This is a genomic window from Pseudochrobactrum asaccharolyticum (assembly GCF_003314995.1).
Taxonomy (GTDB): Bacteria; Pseudomonadota; Alphaproteobacteria; order Rhizobiales; family Rhizobiaceae; genus Pseudochrobactrum; species Pseudochrobactrum asaccharolyticum.
This window is the reverse complement of record NZ_QNRH01000002.1, coordinates 768,806-787,680: the sequence shown is the minus strand read 5'-3', so window position 1 is coordinate 787,680 and position 18,875 is coordinate 768,806. Positions and strand designations below refer to the sequence as shown.

Below are 18,875 nucleotides of genomic sequence, written 5' to 3'. Positions count from 1 at the left end.
CCGTTTTTCCCTGAAGCCGTGATAAAAACAAAAAGATAGCGCGGTTTTAATTATTTTATTTTAAATTAAGACCGCCCTATCAAAAACTTTAGATATTTTTGGGTATTTTAGGGTACTGCATAATTCTCCCAAATCAGAAAAATGCGGGAAACAGGATTATGTTGAAGAAAGAGGCAAATGGCACTCGATGATGACATTCAGTTCCTGAGCACGATCGGCCTGTTCGAGGCCTTCTCGGCTCAGCACCTGCGGCTGCTTGCCTTTGGCGCAGAACGCATGGTTCTGCGTACCGGCAGAGAACTGTTTCAGGAAGGTCAGAGCGCTGATTGCGCCTATATTGTCGTCAGCGGCAGCATTACTCTTTTTCATCACAGCAAACAGGGACGCATCAACTTGCACTCCATCAGCACCGGTGCTGTGCTTGGTGAAATGGCGCTGATCGCCCAGAGCAACCGTCTGACCGGCGCTGTGGCCGATACGGAAACTGAAGTGATCCGTCTCAGCCGCGCGATCTTCCATCGTATTTTGGAAGAATATCCGGAACTTGCTGCCTCTCTTTATCAGCATATCAGTAATAATCTGATAGAGATGGTCGAGCAGATCGACAAGCTGTCCTCGCGCTTTTCAGATTAGAGCGCTGTGCGCCCCTAAGACACTCTAATCAGAGAGATTAATCCGGCGTGTAATGCCAATCGCATTTAAGAACACCTCGTCATGACTGGTGATCAGCAGAGCGCCCTGATAGGCATTCAACGCAGTTTCTACCGATTGCAGGGCAACAATATCCAGATGGTTTGTCGGTTCATCAAGAATGAGCAATTCCGGTGCATGGACACCGCCCAAAACACAAGCCAGACCTGCACGCAATTTTTCACCACCACTTAACTCGGCAACGTTCTGCAAAGCAGCATCAGCGCGAAACATGAAGCGGGCAAGTGCCGCACGACAATCATTATCCGATGCCTTCGGATGAATGCGTTTAAAATTGTCACTGATATTCAGCGCCGGATCGAGCAGACTCACATGCTGATCCAGCATGGCGTAATCGACATACCATTGCACTGTTCCCTGCTGAGGCGTCAGTTTCCCTGCCAGCAGATGCAGTAAGCTTGTTTTGCCCGAACCATTACGCCCGCATAAAGCAATGCGCTCCGGCCCCGTGATCTGCAAAGACAAGTTCTGAAATACCGGTTTGTCCGCATGATAGGCGAATGTAAGATTATCTGCGGTCAAAACGGTTTTTGTCGCTGGCAGACTGACAGCGCCGATATTAAAATTTTGCGGGATAAGGCGCTCAATTTTACTCTGCGCTTCACTCAGTGCCTGCTGACCGCTTTCGGCCTGTTTTAGGGCAAGCAGATTGTTCCGCCCGCCGGTTGCCTGCGCACGGTCAGCCTTGGCATCCAGTAGCAGCTTGCTCTGCCCCGCACTAAAGCGCGATTTTTTACCGGCAGAATCACGTTTTTCCTGCCGCTCTTTAATCAAACGCGCCTGTTTTTCAGCTTGCTTAACCGAGGTTTCCGCAACAGCCAGATCGTGCTGCGCTGCTGCCAGTTCTTCAGCCTTGCGCGCCTCATAAAAATCCCAGTTACCGCCATAGGTAGAGACACCAATTGGTGTCAGCTCCACAATCCGGTCCATCTCGCGCAATAATGTGCGGTCATGGCTGACCACCAGCGCCCCGCCACGCCAGTTACGCAACAGCTGCAACACAGCCTCACGCCCCTGTGCATCCAGATTATTGGTCGGCTCATCCAGTAAGATCAGATCAGCTTCCTGAAAAATCAGTGCAGCCAGCGCGGCACGGGTCTTTTGTCCGCCGCTGAGAGTATCCAGCATCGTTTGCGGATTGAGATCAGGCAAACCCATTTTCGCCAGCGCATCATCAATACGTGTCTCTAATGTCCAGTCTGCCTCAGCCAGATCTTCACCACTGCCCTCACCGGCCAGAATCCGTGCTTGTGCTGTCAGTTGTTCGGTAACGCCAAACAAATCCGCGACAGTTTCATGCCTTTCATCAGCAATCTGATGCAGAAAACCGAGTTTGCCATGAGCGGTCAAAGAGCCGCCTGCCGGTGGTATTTCACCGGCAATAATACGCAGCAAAGTAGACTTACCTGTACCGTTACGCCCGATCAGACCGGTACGTTCACGCGACAAATGCAGAGAAAGATTTTGGAAAAGATTGCGCCCGTCAGGCGTTTGGGCAACAAGGTTGTGAAGTGTGAAAAGAGTTATCAAGAGCAGCATCCATTGAAACAACAAAAACATCAGTCAGGAAAAACTGTGCTGTCTGCTTCATTGATCTGAACTCCTGAAATTACACTTCTGACCGGCATCAATAGCCGGTAACATTTATTTAAACAAGCATCGTGGCTATTTCAAGCCACGATGCTCTTTATAGCATTTCAGGCAAAAGTGGGAACCGATTTTGCGCCGGATAATGCGTAAAAACAAATAATTACAGTGGTTCCAACGCTTCAGGCTTAACTGGAACCCCTGTAAGTTTTAGTCGAGATCAAAACGGGCAATAACCGGCACGTGATCGGAAGGACGCTCCCAACCACGGGCATCCCGCAAAATCTGCAAATCTTTCATATGCTGCTCAAGATCTTTCGAACCCCAGATATGATCCAAACGGCGCCCGCGATCCGCAGCATTCCAATCTTTGGCGCGGTAGCTCCACCATGTATAGATTTTCTGATCCGCAGGGATCATCTGGCGCATCAGATCGCTCCAGCCGCCTTTGACGCGCAAATCTTCCAGCGTTTCGGTTTCAACAGGTGTATGGCTGACGATCTTGAGCATCTGTTTATGCGACCAGACATCATTTTCCAGTGGCGCAATATTCAGATCACCCACGAGAATAGAAGACAAACCATCGCCGCGATCTGCCGTGACAGCGCGCATTTCTTCCAGAAAATTCAGCTTATGCGCAAATTTCGGATTGATCGAAACATCCGGCTCATCACCACCGGCAGGCACATAAAAATTATGAATACGAATGGATTTGCCACCGGCCTGCACAACACTGCTCAGGTGACGACAATCGCCCATATCGCAAAAACCAATCACTTCGGTGTTTTCCATTGGTCTACGCGACAGTGTGGCTACGCCGTGATAGCCTTTCTGACCGCTGATCGCGATATGCTCATAACCGGCCTCGCGCAGAGCTTGCAGCGGAAACTGATTATCAGGGCATTTGGTTTCCTGAAGGCACAAGACATCAGGGGCATATTTTCCAAGAAAATCAAGAACCAGCGGCAAACGAAGACGAACGGAGTTGATGTTCCAGGTTGCGACGGAAAAACTCATTAAACTGCTCAACGGCTGAAGGATAAAAGAACAAGACGGTGCGGTTCACCAATGTGTACTCACCATAAGCCGCTTATACAGGATGTGCAAATACCGGATAAATAAAAAATGCCGCGCCGGTTACGGCGCGACATTTACAAAAATCCGGTATTTCACAATCAACGGGTTTTGCGTTTCATTGCCATGCGCTGATAGTCAATTTTGAACATATTATCCGTGAACCGCACGCCCTTTTGCACGTTAAAGATCATAACTGTGGTGTCCTGGCGCTGGGCATCCGTAATCGTCCACTGTTTCAGTTCAGCAGTCTTAGGATCAAACATCAGGGCAATAGTGGCATCAGCGAAAACCGCCTTGTCACCCAGAACCATTGTCAGGGCATCCGGCTCGTTTTTCAAACCGCGCAAACGACCGCCACCCAGATCAACATGATCACTCAGCAGCAGCTTCAGCGGTGTTTTGGACAAAGGATAAAGATCCCACGTATCTAGTTTCTTATTATTCACCACCACGGATTCACCGTCGGAAATCACTGTAATCGGCGATTTGTCGTAGTTAAAACGGATTTTACCCGGACGCTCAATGTAGAATTTACCGCCGGTCTGATCACCCTTCGGACCAAACTGTACAAACTCACCGGTCATGGTTTTCACAGACGTAAACTGATTAGCAATGGCCTGCGCCTGCGCACCGCTGTTGGCCGACTGCGCTTGCGCCAGACCTGCAGGCAACAGAACAGCCAAAGCCACAGATGCGACGGTAAGATATTTTGCAACCATAAAAGGCAATTTCAGTTTCATCAGAGAAATACGCTCCCGTATTCGTTATGACGGTTTTCACCGTGTTCTTTTATCTTTTAAACCCGCAGTTTGACCTGACTATGGCAGAAAATATCAGTAATCATCATCCTGCGTCGGGACCAGAATATCGCGTTTACCCGCATGATTGGCTGGCCCCACGATGCCTTCTTCTTCCATACGCTCAATAATGGAAGCGGCACGATTATAGCCAATGCCAAGGCGACGCTGGATATAGCTGGTCGATGCTTTTTTATCACGCAACACCACAGCCACGGCCTGATCATACGGATCATCGGAATTTTCCAGATTGGACGTACCGGAAGGTGCTGAACCGCCCTCGTCCTCATCATCTTCCATAACCGCATCCAGATATTCCGGCACACCCTGACTTTTAAGATGCTGAACCACCTGTTCAACTTCATCATCGCCAACGAAAGGCCCGTGAACACGCTGTATGCGGCCGCCACCGGCCATGAACAACATATCGCCCATACCCAGCAATTGCTCGGCACCCTGCTCGCCCAGCACCGTACGGCTGTCGATTTTAGAAGTAACCTGAAACGAAATACGGGTCGGGAAGTTTGCCTTGATCGTACCGGTAATCACATCCACGCTTGGGCGCTGTGTCGCCATAATCACATGGATACCGGCAGCACGTGCCATCTGCGCCAGACGCTGTACCGCACCTTCAATGTCTTTACCCGCCACCATCATAAGATCAGCCATTTCGTCGATAATCACGACGATATACGGCATTGGTGCCAGATCCAGCTCCTCGGTTTCATAAACCGCCTCACCGGTATTACGGTCAAAACCTGTCTGAACCGTACGGGAAATCTGCTCGCCTTTTTTCTCTGCCTGAGAAACGCGGCTGTTAAAACCGTCAATATTGCGCACGCCGACTTTCGACATTTTGCGATAACGGTCTTCCATTTCACGCACGGCCCATTTCAGGGCAACAACGGCTTTTTTCGGATCGGTCACCACAGGCGTCAGCAAATGCGGAATACCGTCATAGACGGAAAGTTCCAGCATCTTCGGATCAATCATAATCAGTCGGCATTCCTGCGGGGTCATACGATAGACCAGCGATAGGATCATGGTGTTAATCGCCACCGACTTACCGGAACCGGTGGTACCGGCAACCAGTACGTGAGGCATTTTCGCCAGATCAGCAATCACCGGCTCGCCATTGATGGTCTTGCCGAGTGCCAATGCCAGTTTGGTCTTGGTCTGCATGAAATCGCGGCTTGCCAGCATTTCACGCAGGAACACCATTTCACGTTTCGGATTAGGCAGTTCAATACCAATCGCATTACGCCCCGGAACCACGGCCACGCGGGCAGAAATCGCACTCATGGAACGGGCAACATCATCGGCCAGACCAATTACACGGGAAGACTTGATCCCCGGAGCAGGTTCCAGCTCATACATGGTAACCACAGGGCCCGGTTTGACCTGAATGATCTCACCACGCACACCAAAATCTTCCAGCACACCTTCCAGCACGCGGGCATTTTGTTCCAGCGCTTCTTTCGACAGCGACGGATCACGTGCCATCACTTTCGGCTCACTCAGATAATTGAGATCCGGCAGCATGAAGCGACCGCCATTATTCACCGGATGGCTTGGTGCACGGGCTGTCGGTGCCTTGCGTGCAGCCTGCATACGCGGTGCCTGCGGTTGAGCAGCAGGTTGGTGCGGTGCCGGTGCATCGTCATAATAATCTTCGTCGTCGAAAGGCATGTCAGCGGCAGCATGTCCGGCTGGTTCAAAACCAGGCTCAAACCGTTCACCGGCATTCTTGCGCGAAACTGCAACATCACCAAACGGATCATCATCGCGGCTGCGTTTACGCGCCGATGAAGGATTGCGCTTCAATCCGAGCAAACGTCGTACTGACGCTTTGGCGCTCAGCATCCAGTGCGATGCGGCACCAATTGTGGAGGCAGATAGACGGGCAAAGAAACCAATGCGGCCATCAGCCTGCTCATAATCATCGAAATCATCAGCATCATCTTCATAAAGATCATCTTCAACCTGTCGCGCTTTGGCACGCACAGGCTTCGTCAGGCTGCGTTCACGGCCAATCAGCCCGCTGGCAAAAGCACAAAGCCATAAAGCCGGTACGGACAAGATAACCGCAATACCAAGCGCAATTACGCCGGTCGGGAAAGCTCCAAGAAATACCCCCGGCACTTTCAGCATCATATCGCCGAATACACCGCCAAGGCCGATTTGCATTGGCCAGCTTTCAGGTGGCTGGATACAGCTGGCAATCGCCGCAAAGAGCAATGAGGCAAAAAACCATGCGGAAATGCGTCGTGGCAAACGATCAATGCGACCCGTTGCAATCAGCAAGATGCCCCAAAAGACCAGTGGCAACAACACCACAACGCTGGACAGACCATAGAACTGCATGGCCAGATCAGCGAAAACCGCGCCAGGATAACCCGCAGCATTGGTCACTTCATTGGCAGTCGCATGGCTGAAACTCGGATCAGCCACATTCCATGTCGCAAGTGCGGCAACAGCACCCGCCACCACTGCCAACAGTAACAGGCCTGAGAAAATATCGATCTGACGGCGCAACAAAGCGCTGAGCCTCAATCGTTCTCCCCGAACTTCCTGCTCATCTGGCCCGTAGGACGGTGAATAGCCTTGCCGCATTAAACCTGCCTCAAATGTCTCCACCTCTTTTCCAAGCAAAAAACACGCCGAAAACAGGTAAATTTTATGAATCGCATCCGATCATACAATAGCGGCAGTTAAGGCAACATTAACCATGGGTGCTTGGCTATTCATACGCCAAAGAGCAACTAAGAGCCCTCATTGTTTGATAACCAAATTTTCTTTGTCAGGGCCCTGTCGTATTTAATCATACTGTTCAACTGCCCTGTACCAAATTGCTCTACCAATGTTGGCTGATCGGATAGCAAAGACACACCTAGTCCCGCGCGTCTTTCCGGCAGATTAAACCCAAGCAATTCCAGTATTGTAGGATAAGTATCAAAGGTTGCAGCTTGTTTATTTTTAACCGAAACGCCTACCCCGTCACCGATAAATGCAAGAAAATTCAAACGATTATGCTTCTTAAGCTGTGATGTTACCTCTGTTTGCATCACCAGATGATCACTCATGACCACGACCAGCGTATTGTCCAGCAAATTTGCTTTTTCCAGCTCACCAATAAACTGCTTAATATGATGCCCCATACATTGCACAGAGAATAAGATGCTTTTGTCACTGGCCGGAACCAGATCAGAGTGACAGCTTCGCGACGGGTAACCTTTTGAACTATGGCCGCCAATTGTCAAAACTGTAAGCAAAAACGGCTTTTTATTTTTATGTAATTCATGCGTTTTTTCTAATGCTGCACCGAACAATGTGTCATCATACAAGCCCCATGAATTCAAATAATCGCCCGCTTTTTCTCTATGAACCGGATAAATATCTGATTTGTTATAGTTATGTTGCGACATAAATTTATCTGTGCCAGCAAAAGCCAGATCACCGCCATAAACAAATTCATTAGTATAGCCGTTCGCCGCCAGAACATCGCTCAGGCATGTCACTCCGGGCAGAAACTCTTTACGTTGGGCAAAATTATTTTCACTTAACAAGCCAATAGGCTGCAGGGAAGTACCGCATTGGCTGGCGATTAATCCTGCCACAGTCCAGCCTGTATTCGTCACCTGCTCAACGCCAACGATTTCCATTCCCTGACCGGCAATGTCAATCATAGGTGCATAAACGGCCTTACCGTTTTCCAGATGTTGATAGGTTCTCTCTCCGCTTTCGGCATAGATCAGAATAACATTCTTAGGAGGAGCAGATAATGCAATATTCCGATCCACATCCTGAAACAGCGCAGGCATTACGGCGTGATGGTGGGAATAATATAGGGATCCCATTAAATGGGTCGCAAAGGGCGTTACCAGAAAAATTGGAAGCGCCAGCAAACGATCCGCGATTTCTATGACCCTGAATCTGTTGATGAAGTACACCAAAGAAACACTCATCAGTACAAACAACAGAAAATATCGGGAAGCTTCACGGAAAAGAGCTGCTTCTGTCGCTGCACCTTCGAGACCTGCTTCGAAGTGAAACATTAAAGCGCCAACGTCTACATCACCGAATAATTTTTGATACCAAAAGCAAAAATAAACAACGAACAGCGGAAATATAGAAAAGGCAAATTTATGCTTTTTCTTTACCGGATTTTTTCCAAGATAAATCAAAATAAATATTAAAAATATGGCACAAACTATACCAATATTGACCCATGCATAGCGGGGTAACTCACTTATTTTTCTGGCTATGTCCCCCACCAGAAATGAAATTATCACGGCAAATATTATATCAATTATATTGATTTTGTTTTTCTTCATATTATTACCGCAGAATTTAAATTTTTTACTTGTTTAAATTTAAATTCTGCATTGTCAACAAAGTAAATAAAATAATGAACAAGTAAAATTCGACAAAAAATCAATAAACACTAATTTAGAAATTATTTTACAAAAATAAAAAACACGCCCGCAGGCGTGTTTTGTCATCTCATAACTAAAGGCATCAGGTTCAGTCGCGTACGCGGATCAGCCCTTCCTGAGCCGTTGATGCAATCAGCATGCCGTCACGGGTAAAAATTGAGCCGCGATTAAAGCCACGCGCACCTGTCGCCATCGGGCTGTCCTGACTGTAAAGCAGCCAGTCATTCAGCTTGTTTGGATGATGGAACCACATGGAATGATCCAAACTGGCAACCTGTATACCCGGATCAAAGACAACACGCCCGTGCGCATGCAGCGATGTATCCAGCAAAGTCATATCCGAGAGGTAAGCAAGAACAGCCGCTTGCAATGCACGATCATCAGGCACTGCGCCACAGGCACGTACCCAGACATTCTGCTCCGGCGGTAGCGGGTCTTTAGTCAGATAATGGCTGAGCGATACCGGCTTCATATCAATCGGCTGTTCACGCTCCAGATATTTGCGCACCACTTTCGGCGCCATTTCAAGATATTGCTCTTTCATATCCCGTATGCTGAGCAATTTTTCCGGCATGGGCACATGCAGCGGCATCGGAATCTGATGCTCCAGCCCCGGCTCATCAATCTGGAAAGATGCAGAAAGCGTGAATATTGCCTTGCCATGCTGGACAGCCACAACCTGACGGGTTGAGAAACTGGAACCGTCGCGCAGGCGTTCCACACGATAAATAATCGGGATGGATGGATCGCCCGGCCGCATGAAATAACCATGCAGAGAATGCACAAAGCGGCCTTCTTCAACAGTGCGTTGCGCTGCAACCAGCGCCTGTCCGATCACCTGTCCGCCAAACACCCGCTGCCAGCCTACTTGCGGGCTGCGGCCACGAAACAAATTATGCTCCAGCGGTTCCAGATCAAGGATCGACAATAATTCTTTCATCGCATCAGACATAGAAATCTCATTTTCAGCAACAGATACACTATGGCTACAGCTGGTTGTCCGAAGGTGCAAGGGAATGCGGGTAAAAACTGCGGCATTTCCGCTTGAGACAAACCAGCTTAAAGCCTATCTACATCTATATGATATAAAGCACGAACACGTTTAAAAGGAACTGACAGTCCTGCAAACCTGTTGTGCAGAGAAGGAAACCCTCATGGCCAAAACGTCCCGCAAATCATCTCCGGTTGCTGCCGAAACACCGTCAGCGCCGGTCAAAACAGATGTTCTGATTGCCGGTGCGGGTTATGTGGGGATGACCACTGCGGTCGCCATTAAAACCGGCGCACCGCAGCTTGATGTGACCATCATTGATGCGGCTCCCGCCGGTCAGTGGAAAAAAGATCCGCGTGCTTCAGCGATTGCCGCTGCTGCAACCCGTATGTTGGGACAGCTGGGATGCTGGGAAGCTATCAAACCAGATGCGCAACCGATCAATGATATGGTGATTACAGATTCACGTGTCTCCGATCCGGTACGTCCTGTTTTTCTGACCTTTGCCGGCGAGGTTAATCCGGGCGAACCTTTCGCTCATATGGTTGAAAACAAAGTTCTCAACGCCTCACTCCATGCCAAGGCAGCTGAACTTGGGATCAATGTGATTGAAGGCGTTGGCGTTGACGGTTTTATCACCGAATCCAATGCCGTAACCGTAACGCTCGCAGATGGCCGTCTTCTTGAGACACGCCTGCTGGTTGGTGCTGACGGCGTACGCTCCCGTATGCGCGATCAGGCCGGCATCAAAACAGTACATTGGAGCTATGGCCAGTCCGGTATTGTCTGTAATGTTTCCCATGAGCGCCCGCATGAGGGTCGCGCGATTGAGCATTTTTTTCCCGCCGGTCCGTTTGCAATTTTGCCACTGAAAGGCAACCGCTCATCCCTCGTCTGGGCTGAGCGTACAGAAGATGCAAACCGTCTGGTTGCACAGGATGACTTCGTCTTTGAAGCGGAACTGGAACAGCGCTTTGGCCATCATTTGGGCGAAATCCGTATTGAAGGCAACAAACGCGCCTTCCCGCTTGGCCTGACACTGGCACGCGAATTTGTAAAACCACGTTTCGCACTGGTCGGTGATGCTGCCCATGGTATTCATCCGATTGCCGGACAGGGACTTAATCTCGGCTTCCGCGATGCGGCAACACTTGCGCAGGTCATTGTAGATACTGAACGTCTCGGCCTTGATATCGGCTCGTTTGCCGCATTGGAGCAGTATCAGACATGGCGTCGTTTCGACACCGTACAGATGGGTGTCAGCACCGATGTTCTGACCCGTTTGTTCTCCAATGATAGTCTGGCTCTGCGTACAGTGCGCGATATCGGTCTCGGCCTTGTCGATCGCCTGCCAATGATGAAGAACTATTTCATCAAACAGGCTGCAGGTTTTGGCAAGGAAAACCCGCGCCTGTTACAGGGCGAAGCGATCTGACAAAAATCTGCTTGGTTTGCACTGGATAATAGGCACGTCAAAACTATTTCTTTTCATAGAGTCTCGGTCACGGGATCAATTAGGAGAGAGTCAATGAACCGAACGGCCACTGCAATCTGGAACGGCGATCTGAAAACCGGTACAGGCAAACTAACCACGCAAAGCACCGCGCTCAATGAACTGGCTTACAGCTTTAAATCGCGTACAGAAGATGTTCACGGGAATGCCGGCACCAATCCGGAAGAGCTGATTGGTGCTGCCCATGCCGGTTGCTTTGCCATGATGCTGTCGTCCCTGCTTTCCACCAATGGCACACCGCCAACGGAATTACAGGCAACTGCGACCATCAGCACCGTGCCGAATGAAGGCGGCGGTTTTTCCATTGCCAAAAGCGATCTGACTTTGCGCGCCCGCGTGGCAAATATTTCCGAGAATGATTTTCAGAAACTGGCCAAACAGGCCAAAGAAAACTGTCCGGTTTCCCGTGCCTTGAACGCCTTGGAAATCAATCTGACAGCGACACTGCTTTAAATCTGAATACAATTAAAAGCCGCAGATTTGATCTGCGGCTTTTCTTATAATGGCATATGACAGACCACTTCGATCATATGACCGTCAGGATCTTTAACCAGAGCACTATAATAATCGGCATGATAATTCGGGCGTATGACCGGCGCACTATGTTCGGTACCACCAGCACCGAGGGCTGCCTGATAAAAGCGCTCCACCTCACCGCGTGTACCGGCAAGAAATGCCAGATGCATATGGCCTTTATAGGCTGACCCTTTTTGTGAGCCGATCCAGAATTCCGGCTTACCGTGACGGCCATAGCCCTGCCAGTTACCAAACTCCGTGACAGCATCAATACCAAGTGGTGCCAGCGCAGCGGAATAAAACACCCGCGCTTTATCTTTATTGGTGACCATAAATCCGATCTGATCAAGCATAACGGCCTCCGCCAAAGATTACACAACTTATGCAAACACCAAACGCAGAAAACGCGCAAGAGTTGCAGAGTGAACTGTGAAAATTTAAGCGCGCTTAATCAGGCGGATTTGTGAAAAATAATAAAAAAGGCACCGCGAACGGTGCCTTTTAATGTTTTTATTATTCACCGCGATTACACGCGGCGCTCGACCATCATTTTCTTGATTTCGGCAATCGCCTTCGCAGGGTTCAGGCCTTTAGGGCAGGTCTGCGCGCAGTTCATGATCGTGTGGCAGCGATAAAGACGGAACGGATCTTCGAGATTATCGAGACGTTCGCCTTTTGCTTCATCGCGGCTATCAATCAACCAGCGGTAAGCCTGCAGCAATACGGCAGGTCCGAGATAACGATCGCCGTTCCACCAGTAGCTCGGGCACGAAGTCGAACAGCAGGCGCAGAGAATGCACTCATAAAGGCCGTCCAGTTTGGCGCGGTCTTCATGGCTCTGCAGCCACTCTTTCTGCGGCTCCGGCGAAACCGTTTTCAGCCATGGCTCAATGGAGCGATGCTGCGCATAGAAATGGCTGAGATCAGGCACCAGATCTTTCACAACCGGCATATGCGGCAGAGGATAGATCTTAACTGTGCCTTTGATGTCTTCCATGCCTTTGGTGCATGCAAGCGTATTCGAACCATCAATATTCATCGCGCAGGAACCGCAAATACCTTCACGGCATGAGCGGCGCAGCGTCAATGTCGGATCAATTTTGTTCTTGATGTACAGAAGTGCATCGAGAACCATCGGGCCGCAATCATCAAGATCAACATAGAATGTGTCGAGACGCGGGTTTTCACCGTCATCCGGCGACCAGCGGTAAATCTTGAACTCACGCAGGTTCGTTGCGCCCGCAGGCTTGTCCCAGACTTTGCCGGGACGGATCTGCGAATTCTTGGGAAGTGCCAGTTCTACCATTGCTCTTTCCCCAATCCTTAGTAAACGCGCGCTTTAGGCGCAATTTTAGCGAGGCTGATGCCGCCGTCTTCTTCTTTGACCAGCGGGTCAAGATGAACAGGACGGTAGCCGAGCGTTACCTTGCCGTCTCCCGAGAGCCAGGACAGCGAATGCTTGCGCCAGTTCACGTCATCACGGTTCGGGAAATCTTCATGCGCATGGGCACCGCGGCTTTCCTTACGGGCTTCAGCGGCCACAACAGTGGTCATCGCATTGGCCATCAGGTTTTCCAGCTCCAGCGTTTCCATCAGGTCGGAGTTCCAGATCAGCGACCGGTCAGTCACTTTGATATCCGGCATTTCTTTCCAGATTTCAGCCATACGTTCACAACCCTGTTTCAGGGATTCCGAAGTACGGAACACAGCAGCATCTTCCTGCATGGTGCGCTGCATTTTTTCACGCAGAACAGCAGTCGGTGTGCCGCCGTCAGCAAAACGCAGACGATCGAAACGATCCATGATCTTGTCACAGGCAGCAACATTGAGATCAGGGATTTTAGCTTCACGGTCAATCACTTCACCGGCGCGGATTGCAGCCGCACGGCCGAACACCACGAGATCGATCAGCGAGTTGGAGCCAAGACGGTTTGCACCATGAACGGACGCACAACCGGCTTCACCAACAGCCATCAGACCCGGCTGTACACGATCCGGATTTTCTTCGGTCGGGTTCAGCACTTCACCCCAATAGTTGGTCGGCACGCCGCCCATATTGTAGTGAACAGTCGGCAGAACCGGAATAGGCTCTTTGGTCAGATCAACACCGGCAAAAATCTTGGCGCTTTCCGAAATACCTGGCAGGCGCTCATGCAGAATTGCCGGATCCAGATGATCCAGATGCAGATAGATGTGATCTTTGTTCTTGCCAACGCCGCGGCCTTCACGAATCTCGATGGTCATGCAGCGGGACACAACGTCACGCGATGCCAGATCCTTGGCAGAAGGAGCATAACGCTCCATGAAGCGCTCGCCTTCGGAGTTAACCAGATAGCCGCCTTCACCGCGTGCGCCTTCAGTAATCAGGCAGCCTGCGCCGTAAATACCGGTCGGATGGAACTGAACGAATTCCATATCCTGCAGAGGCAGACCGGCACGGGCAGCCATACCGCCGCCGTCACCTGTGCAGGTGTGCGCGGATGTCGCTGAGAAGTAAGAACGACCGTAACCGCCGGTGGCCAGAACAACCATTTTGGCGGAGAAACGGTGAATCGTACCGTCATCCAGATTCCATGCCACAACGCCGGTGCAAACACCGTCAGTCATAATCAGATCAAGCGCGAAATATTCGATAAAGAACTGCGCATTGTTCTTGAGTGACTGGCCGTAAAGTGTGTGCAGAATAGCGTGACCGGTACGGTCAGCAGCAGCACAGGTACGCTGTACCGGCGGACCATCACCGTAGTTCTGCATATGACCGCCGAACGGACGCTGATAGATTTTGCCTTCCTCGGTACGGGAGAACGGTACGCCGTAATGTTCCAGCTCATAAACCGCCGCAGGCGCTTCACGGGCCAGATATTCCATGGCGTCTGTATCACCGAGCCAGTCGGAACCTTTAACAGTGTCATACATATGCCACTGCCAGCTGTCCGGACCCATGTTGGAAAGCGAAGCAGCAATACCGCCCTGCGCTGCAACCGTATGGGAGCGCGTCGGGAAAACTTTGGTAATACAGGCTGTTTTAAAGCCCTGCTCTGCCATGCCCAGTGTTGCACGCAAGCCTGCACCACCGGCACCAACAACCACAACGTCAAATTTGTGATCAACAAAGGTGTATTTGCTGCCGTTAGCAGCCTTATCTTTAGTTGTTGCCATTTGGCCTATCAACCTCCGAAGCTGAGCTTGAGGATTGCAAATACACTCGCGCCGCCAACAACAATCGCAAAGAAGGTGTTGAGCATAACGCAAACAATCTTCAGGCCTTCGCCATGAATATAATCTTCGATAATAACCTGCATGCCCAGACGCATGTGATAAACACCGGTCAGAACAAACAATGCCATAACAATCGCATTAAACGGATGGGCGATTGCAGCGCGGACTTCGGTGTAATCTGCACCATTGAGGCAGATAATCAGACCGATAAAGTAAATCACCAGCGGAACAAGTGCCACGGCACTCATACGCTGTGTCCAGAAATGGCCGGTGCCTTCTTTCGCGGAACCGAGGCCGCGAACCTTACCCAGAGGGGTACGCATATCTTGCATAATATCTGTCCTCTCAGCGCAGGCTGTAAGCCACAACCCAGATCAGGATTGTCGCAATCACGGAAAATACCACAGTCGCCCAAGCCATTTTGCTGGCGGTGTGTTTTTCGAGGCCTGCGCCCATATCCCAGATGAAATGGCGGATACCGCCCGCCAGATGCTGCATCAGTGCCCATGTGTAGCCGAACAGCACAAGCTGCCCTACCCAAGAGCCGAACAGGCCATTGACGAAATTAAAGCAATCTTCGCTGACTGCTGCGGAAATCAGCCATACGGCAAGCAATACAGTGCCGAAATAAAGAGCGCCGCCGGTAATACGGTGAATAATCGACGTCGTCATCGTGATTGCCGGTTTATAAATCGACAAATGCGGTGACAGCGGGCGCTGGCTTTTGACTATTGGTCTTGTTGTCATAGCTATCCTGGTAAAAGTTACCGATAAACAGGCCACATTAAACAAGCCGGTTCTCCGGCAAAATTCAGGGTCTGTTCATGCCCAACAGAGTCCTCTTGTATGATGCTCCTGCGAACACCATACAAGAAAACTCTGTCATAATAACATGCTGCACAATTGCTGTAGCTGAATGCTCAGAACCGCGCAGTAGAGCGAATACGGCCAAGATCGTTTAAAGGACGACCATGTTAGGGCTTATCTACTGCGCTTTTGTCACCACGTCAAAGTCACAACCATGCGACCAGCCATGCAATTAGTCGCACCTGAGCAGAGAGATGGCGTTTTAAACGGTTTTATGCGCGCTATTTCCGGACAACTGTCAGAAAAATAAAATCCGGCGGCAAGGAAATTGTCCTGAATTTGAACCGCCAGATAGCATATCAGCGCATTTATTGCAGATGTGGTGCGAAACGAATCACAAAACTGCTCCAGTCCGCAGTGGCTGCGACCTGTTCATACAGCTTGCGTCCGTCTTCCGGCTGGCGTGGTGCATTAAGCGCCAATTTGCTCCATGAGCGCTCTTCGGCCTTGTCGGCCAGTACATCAATCAATGCTTTGGCGATGCCCTTTTTGCGGTGGTCATGATGCACATAAATATGATCGACCTGTCCGGCACGCATACCCGATACCGGCTCCGGCAAATCATAGAAAATCACAAAACCGACCAGCACACCGTCAAGTCGTGCACCAAGCAATTCGGCGCTGCGATCCTGCAGCAGTTTTTCCGCATAATATTCATCCGGACGGCGCGGCGCACCGCGCTTCAGCGCCTGCGCATAATCGGCCAGCAACGGGGCAAGCTCACGGGCATCACGTAAGTGAAGCAGTGAAATATCAATAGCGTGATCCTGTGTCATGATAGTTTCCCCATTGAGACTACGAAGCAGAGTAACTGCTTCTTTTAAAAACACCAGAGCATGTCGCAGCTAAATGGACTTATTTGAGCTACCGCGATCATGCGACAATCAAAAAAATCCAGAGCGAGCTTAGTGGGTACGATTAAACGCGACACGCTCTAGTCTAATCAGCACTGTTTTAGCTGAAAAGAAAAAACCGCCCATTGATCTTACGCAATGGGCGGGTTTTATTTTTTTAAAAGCTGAAAAGCTTAGTTCCAGTCACGGATATCAACAAAGTGCCCCGCCACAGCTGCGGCGGCTGCCATTGCAGGCGATACCAGATGGGTGCGGCCTTTAAAGCCCTGACGACCTTCAAAGTTACGGTTTGAAGTGGATGCGCAACGCTCCCCCGGTGCCAATCGGTCATCATTCATCGCCAGACACATGGAGCAACCCGGCTCACGCCAGTCAAAGCCTGCTTCGATGAAAATCTTGTCCAGACCTTCTGCTTCAGCCATTTCTTTGACAAGGCCGGAACCCGGAACAATCATTGCACTGACAGAAGCAGCAACTTTTTTGCCTTCAACCATACGTGCAGCATCGCGCAGATCTTCAATACGGCCATTGGTGCAGGAGCCGATAAAGACGCGGTCAATCGCGATATCGGTGATCTTTGTACCAGGCTTCAGATCCATATATTCCAGCGCACGCCATTTCGATGAACGCTTGGTGTCATCCTGAATATCATCCGGATTAGGCACCACATCGGTCACAAAAACCACATCTTCCGGTGAAGAGCCCCATGTAACAACCGGCGAAATTTCCGCTGCATCAAGGGTCACAATCTTATCGAAATGTGCACCTTCATCTGTGCTCAGCGTCTTCCAATAAGCCATAGCCTGTTCGAGCTGTTCGCCTTTTGGTGCGCGCGGCTTGCCGCGGATATAATCAAAAGTCGTCTGATCCGGTGCGATCAGACCGGCGCGTGCACCGCCCTCAATCGACATGTTACAGACCGTCATACGGCCTTCCATAGTCAAAGAGGTGATTGCATCACCGGCATATTCAATCACGTAACCGGTACCGCCGGCGGTGCCAATTTTACCGATAATCGCCAGTGTAATGTCTTTAGCGGTCACACCTGCTGCCAGTTTGCCATCCACACGCACCAGCATGTTTTTAGCTTTTTTCTGGATCAGTGTCTGGGTGGCCAGTACGTGTTCCACTTCGGACGTACCGATACCATGTGCCAACGAGCCGAAAGCACCGTGGGTTGATGTGTGGCTGTCGCCGCAAACAATGGTCATGCCCGGCAGCGTGAAACCCTGTTCAGGGCCGACAATATGCACAACGCCCTGACGCTTATCGCGCTCGGAATAATATTCAACGCCAAACTCAGCCGCATTTTTGGCCAGAGCTTCAACCTGAATACGGCTTTCTTCGTTCTTGATGCCGTTGATACGATCTGCCGATGTCGGCACGTTATGGTCAACAACAGCCAGTGTGCGTTCCGGATGACGCACTTTACGGCCAGCCATACGCAGGCCTTCAAAAGCCTGAGGGCTGGTCACTTCATGCACAAGATGGCGATCAATATAAAGCAGGCAGGTACCGTCATCCTGCTGATCTACCAGATGATCGTCCCAGATCTTGTCATAGAGTGTACGCGGCGCGCTCATGGGTCTTGTTATCCTTTGCAAGCGTTCTGCAGCCTCAGCCTCCCGGCAATCACAGCACTACAGAACCGATATGATTATGGTTCATATGCACCTCTCACGCCTTTTCGTCAAGAAATGACAAGCGGAACAGGGTGTCGCAGCAAGATTATTACCTAAGCGGCATTTAATCTTTGCAAAAAGAAAAGGGCGGCCATTGAGGCCGCCCTTATCAATTGAAATTCAAAAAATCGTAACTGACAGAAGTTATTCTGCAGCTGCAGCCTTGGCAGCAGCATCACGCTCAGCAGCGCGCTTGTCTGCTTCACGTTCAGCTTTCGAACGATTGTCTTTTTTCTCAACGATACGGGCAGCCTTACCTGTAAGACCACGAAGGTAGTAAAGTTTCGCGCGACGTACTTTACCGCGACGAACAACTTCAACGCCTTCAACCAGCGGAGAATAAACAGGGAATACGCGCTCTACGCCTTCGCCGTAAGAAATCTTACGAACGGTAAAGCTTTCCTGCAGACCTGCGCCCGAACGTGCAATGCAAACGCCTTCGTAAGCCTGTACACGTGTACGTGTGCCTTCAGTTACGCGTACGAGAACGCGAACTGTGTCACCAGCGTCAAATACAGGAAGAACGCGCTTTTCAGCAATCTTTGCAATCTGTTCAGCTTCGAGCTGCTTAATAATGTTCATAGTTTTAATCCTTCTGATTCTTCTCGAACAGTCAGAGCGCTAT

General features: G+C 50.3%; 17 protein-coding genes. 3 read left to right on the top strand and 14 right to left on the bottom strand.

The window, feature by feature from the left end; translation table 11 throughout:
• The first annotated feature begins 177 nt into the window (after positions 1–177).
• Positions 178–633, top strand: a complete 456-nt coding sequence (locus tag DFR47_RS08130; RefSeq protein WP_113943843.1) for a Crp/Fnr family transcriptional regulator — start codon at positions 178–180, stop codon at positions 631–633.
• A 24-nt stretch (positions 634–657) separates the two neighbouring features.
• Here the strand turns inward: DFR47_RS08130 and DFR47_RS08125 are convergent, their stop codons facing one another.
• From DFR47_RS08125 to tesB, 6 genes are all read right to left on the bottom strand, one after another.
• Entirely contained in the window at positions 658–2,250 is a 1,593-nt protein-coding gene (locus DFR47_RS08125; protein WP_113944004.1) for an ABC-F family ATP-binding cassette domain-containing protein, read from the bottom strand.
• Positions 2,251–2,508: 258 nt separating this feature from the next.
• Complete coding sequence (locus DFR47_RS08120) at positions 2,509–3,315, bottom strand: exodeoxyribonuclease III (protein WP_113943842.1); 807 nt, start codon at positions 3,313–3,315, stop codon at positions 2,509–2,511.
• Positions 3,316–3,473: 158 nt separating this feature from the next.
• On the bottom strand, positions 3,474–4,115 hold the full coding sequence (locus DFR47_RS08115) for an outer membrane lipoprotein carrier protein LolA (RefSeq protein ID WP_113943841.1): 642 nt from the start codon (positions 4,113–4,115) through the stop codon (positions 3,474–3,476).
• A 93-nt stretch (positions 4,116–4,208) separates the two neighbouring features.
• Entirely contained in the window at positions 4,209–6,785 is a 2,577-nt protein-coding gene (locus tag DFR47_RS08110; protein ID WP_113943840.1) for a DNA translocase FtsK, read from the bottom strand.
• Between the two features lie 149 nt (positions 6,786–6,934).
• Entirely contained in the window at positions 6,935–8,506 is a 1,572-nt protein-coding gene (locus tag DFR47_RS08105) for a sulfatase-like hydrolase/transferase (protein ID WP_113943839.1), read from the bottom strand.
• Positions 8,507–8,696: 190 nt separating this feature from the next.
• Positions 8,697–9,560: an acyl-CoA thioesterase II gene (gene tesB, locus DFR47_RS08100; protein ID WP_113943838.1), complete on the bottom strand. Its 864-nt coding sequence runs from the start codon at positions 9,558–9,560 to the stop codon at positions 8,697–8,699.
• 202 nt (positions 9,561–9,762) lie between these two features.
• On the opposite strand from tesB, the gene DFR47_RS08095 reads away from it, so the two are divergent.
• The gene (locus DFR47_RS08095) at positions 9,763–11,034 is read left to right on the top strand and encodes a ubiquinone biosynthesis hydroxylase (RefSeq protein WP_113943837.1); all 1,272 of its coding nucleotides are present in this window, start codon (positions 9,763–9,765) and stop codon (positions 11,032–11,034) included.
• A gap of 93 nt (positions 11,035–11,127) precedes the next feature.
• Positions 11,128–11,565: an OsmC family protein gene (locus tag DFR47_RS08090; RefSeq protein WP_113943836.1), complete on the top strand. Its 438-nt coding sequence runs from the start codon at positions 11,128–11,130 to the stop codon at positions 11,563–11,565.
• Between the two features lie 44 nt (positions 11,566–11,609).
• On the opposite strand, the gene DFR47_RS08085 is transcribed toward DFR47_RS08090, so the two are convergent.
• From DFR47_RS08085 to rplS, 8 genes are all read right to left on the bottom strand, one after another.
• A complete protein-coding gene (locus DFR47_RS08085) occupies positions 11,610–11,981 on the bottom strand; it encodes a VOC family protein (RefSeq protein ID WP_113943835.1) in 372 nt (123 codons plus the stop codon).
• A 173-nt stretch (positions 11,982–12,154) separates the two neighbouring features.
• A complete protein-coding gene (locus tag DFR47_RS08080) occupies positions 12,155–12,934 on the bottom strand; it encodes a succinate dehydrogenase iron-sulfur subunit (protein WP_113943834.1) in 780 nt (259 codons plus the stop codon).
• Between the two features lie 17 nt (positions 12,935–12,951).
• Complete coding sequence (gene sdhA / locus DFR47_RS08075) at positions 12,952–14,787, bottom strand: succinate dehydrogenase flavoprotein subunit (protein WP_113943833.1); 1,836 nt, start codon at positions 14,785–14,787, stop codon at positions 12,952–12,954.
• 8 nt (positions 14,788–14,795) lie between these two features.
• Positions 14,796–15,179, bottom strand: a complete 384-nt coding sequence (sdhD, locus tag DFR47_RS08070) for a succinate dehydrogenase, hydrophobic membrane anchor protein (RefSeq protein WP_113943832.1) — start codon at positions 15,177–15,179, stop codon at positions 14,796–14,798.
• A 13-nt stretch (positions 15,180–15,192) separates the two neighbouring features.
• Positions 15,193–15,594, bottom strand: coding sequence for a succinate dehydrogenase, cytochrome b556 subunit (gene sdhC, locus DFR47_RS08065; RefSeq protein WP_113943831.1), 402 nt, complete (start codon positions 15,592–15,594; stop codon positions 15,193–15,195).
• Between the two features lie 428 nt (positions 15,595–16,022).
• The gene (locus DFR47_RS08060) at positions 16,023–16,490 is read right to left on the bottom strand and encodes a GNAT family N-acetyltransferase (protein ID WP_113943830.1); all 468 of its coding nucleotides are present in this window, start codon (positions 16,488–16,490) and stop codon (positions 16,023–16,025) included.
• 251 nt (positions 16,491–16,741) lie between these two features.
• Positions 16,742–18,151 (bottom strand): 3-isopropylmalate dehydratase large subunit, encoded by a 1,410-nt coding sequence (leuC, locus tag DFR47_RS08055; RefSeq protein WP_113943829.1) that lies wholly within the window; start codon positions 18,149–18,151, stop codon positions 16,742–16,744.
• A gap of 243 nt (positions 18,152–18,394) precedes the next feature.
• Complete coding sequence (rplS, locus tag DFR47_RS08050) at positions 18,395–18,832, bottom strand: 50S ribosomal protein L19 (protein ID WP_113943828.1); 438 nt, start codon at positions 18,830–18,832, stop codon at positions 18,395–18,397.
• Positions 18,833–18,875 lie beyond the last annotated feature (43 nt).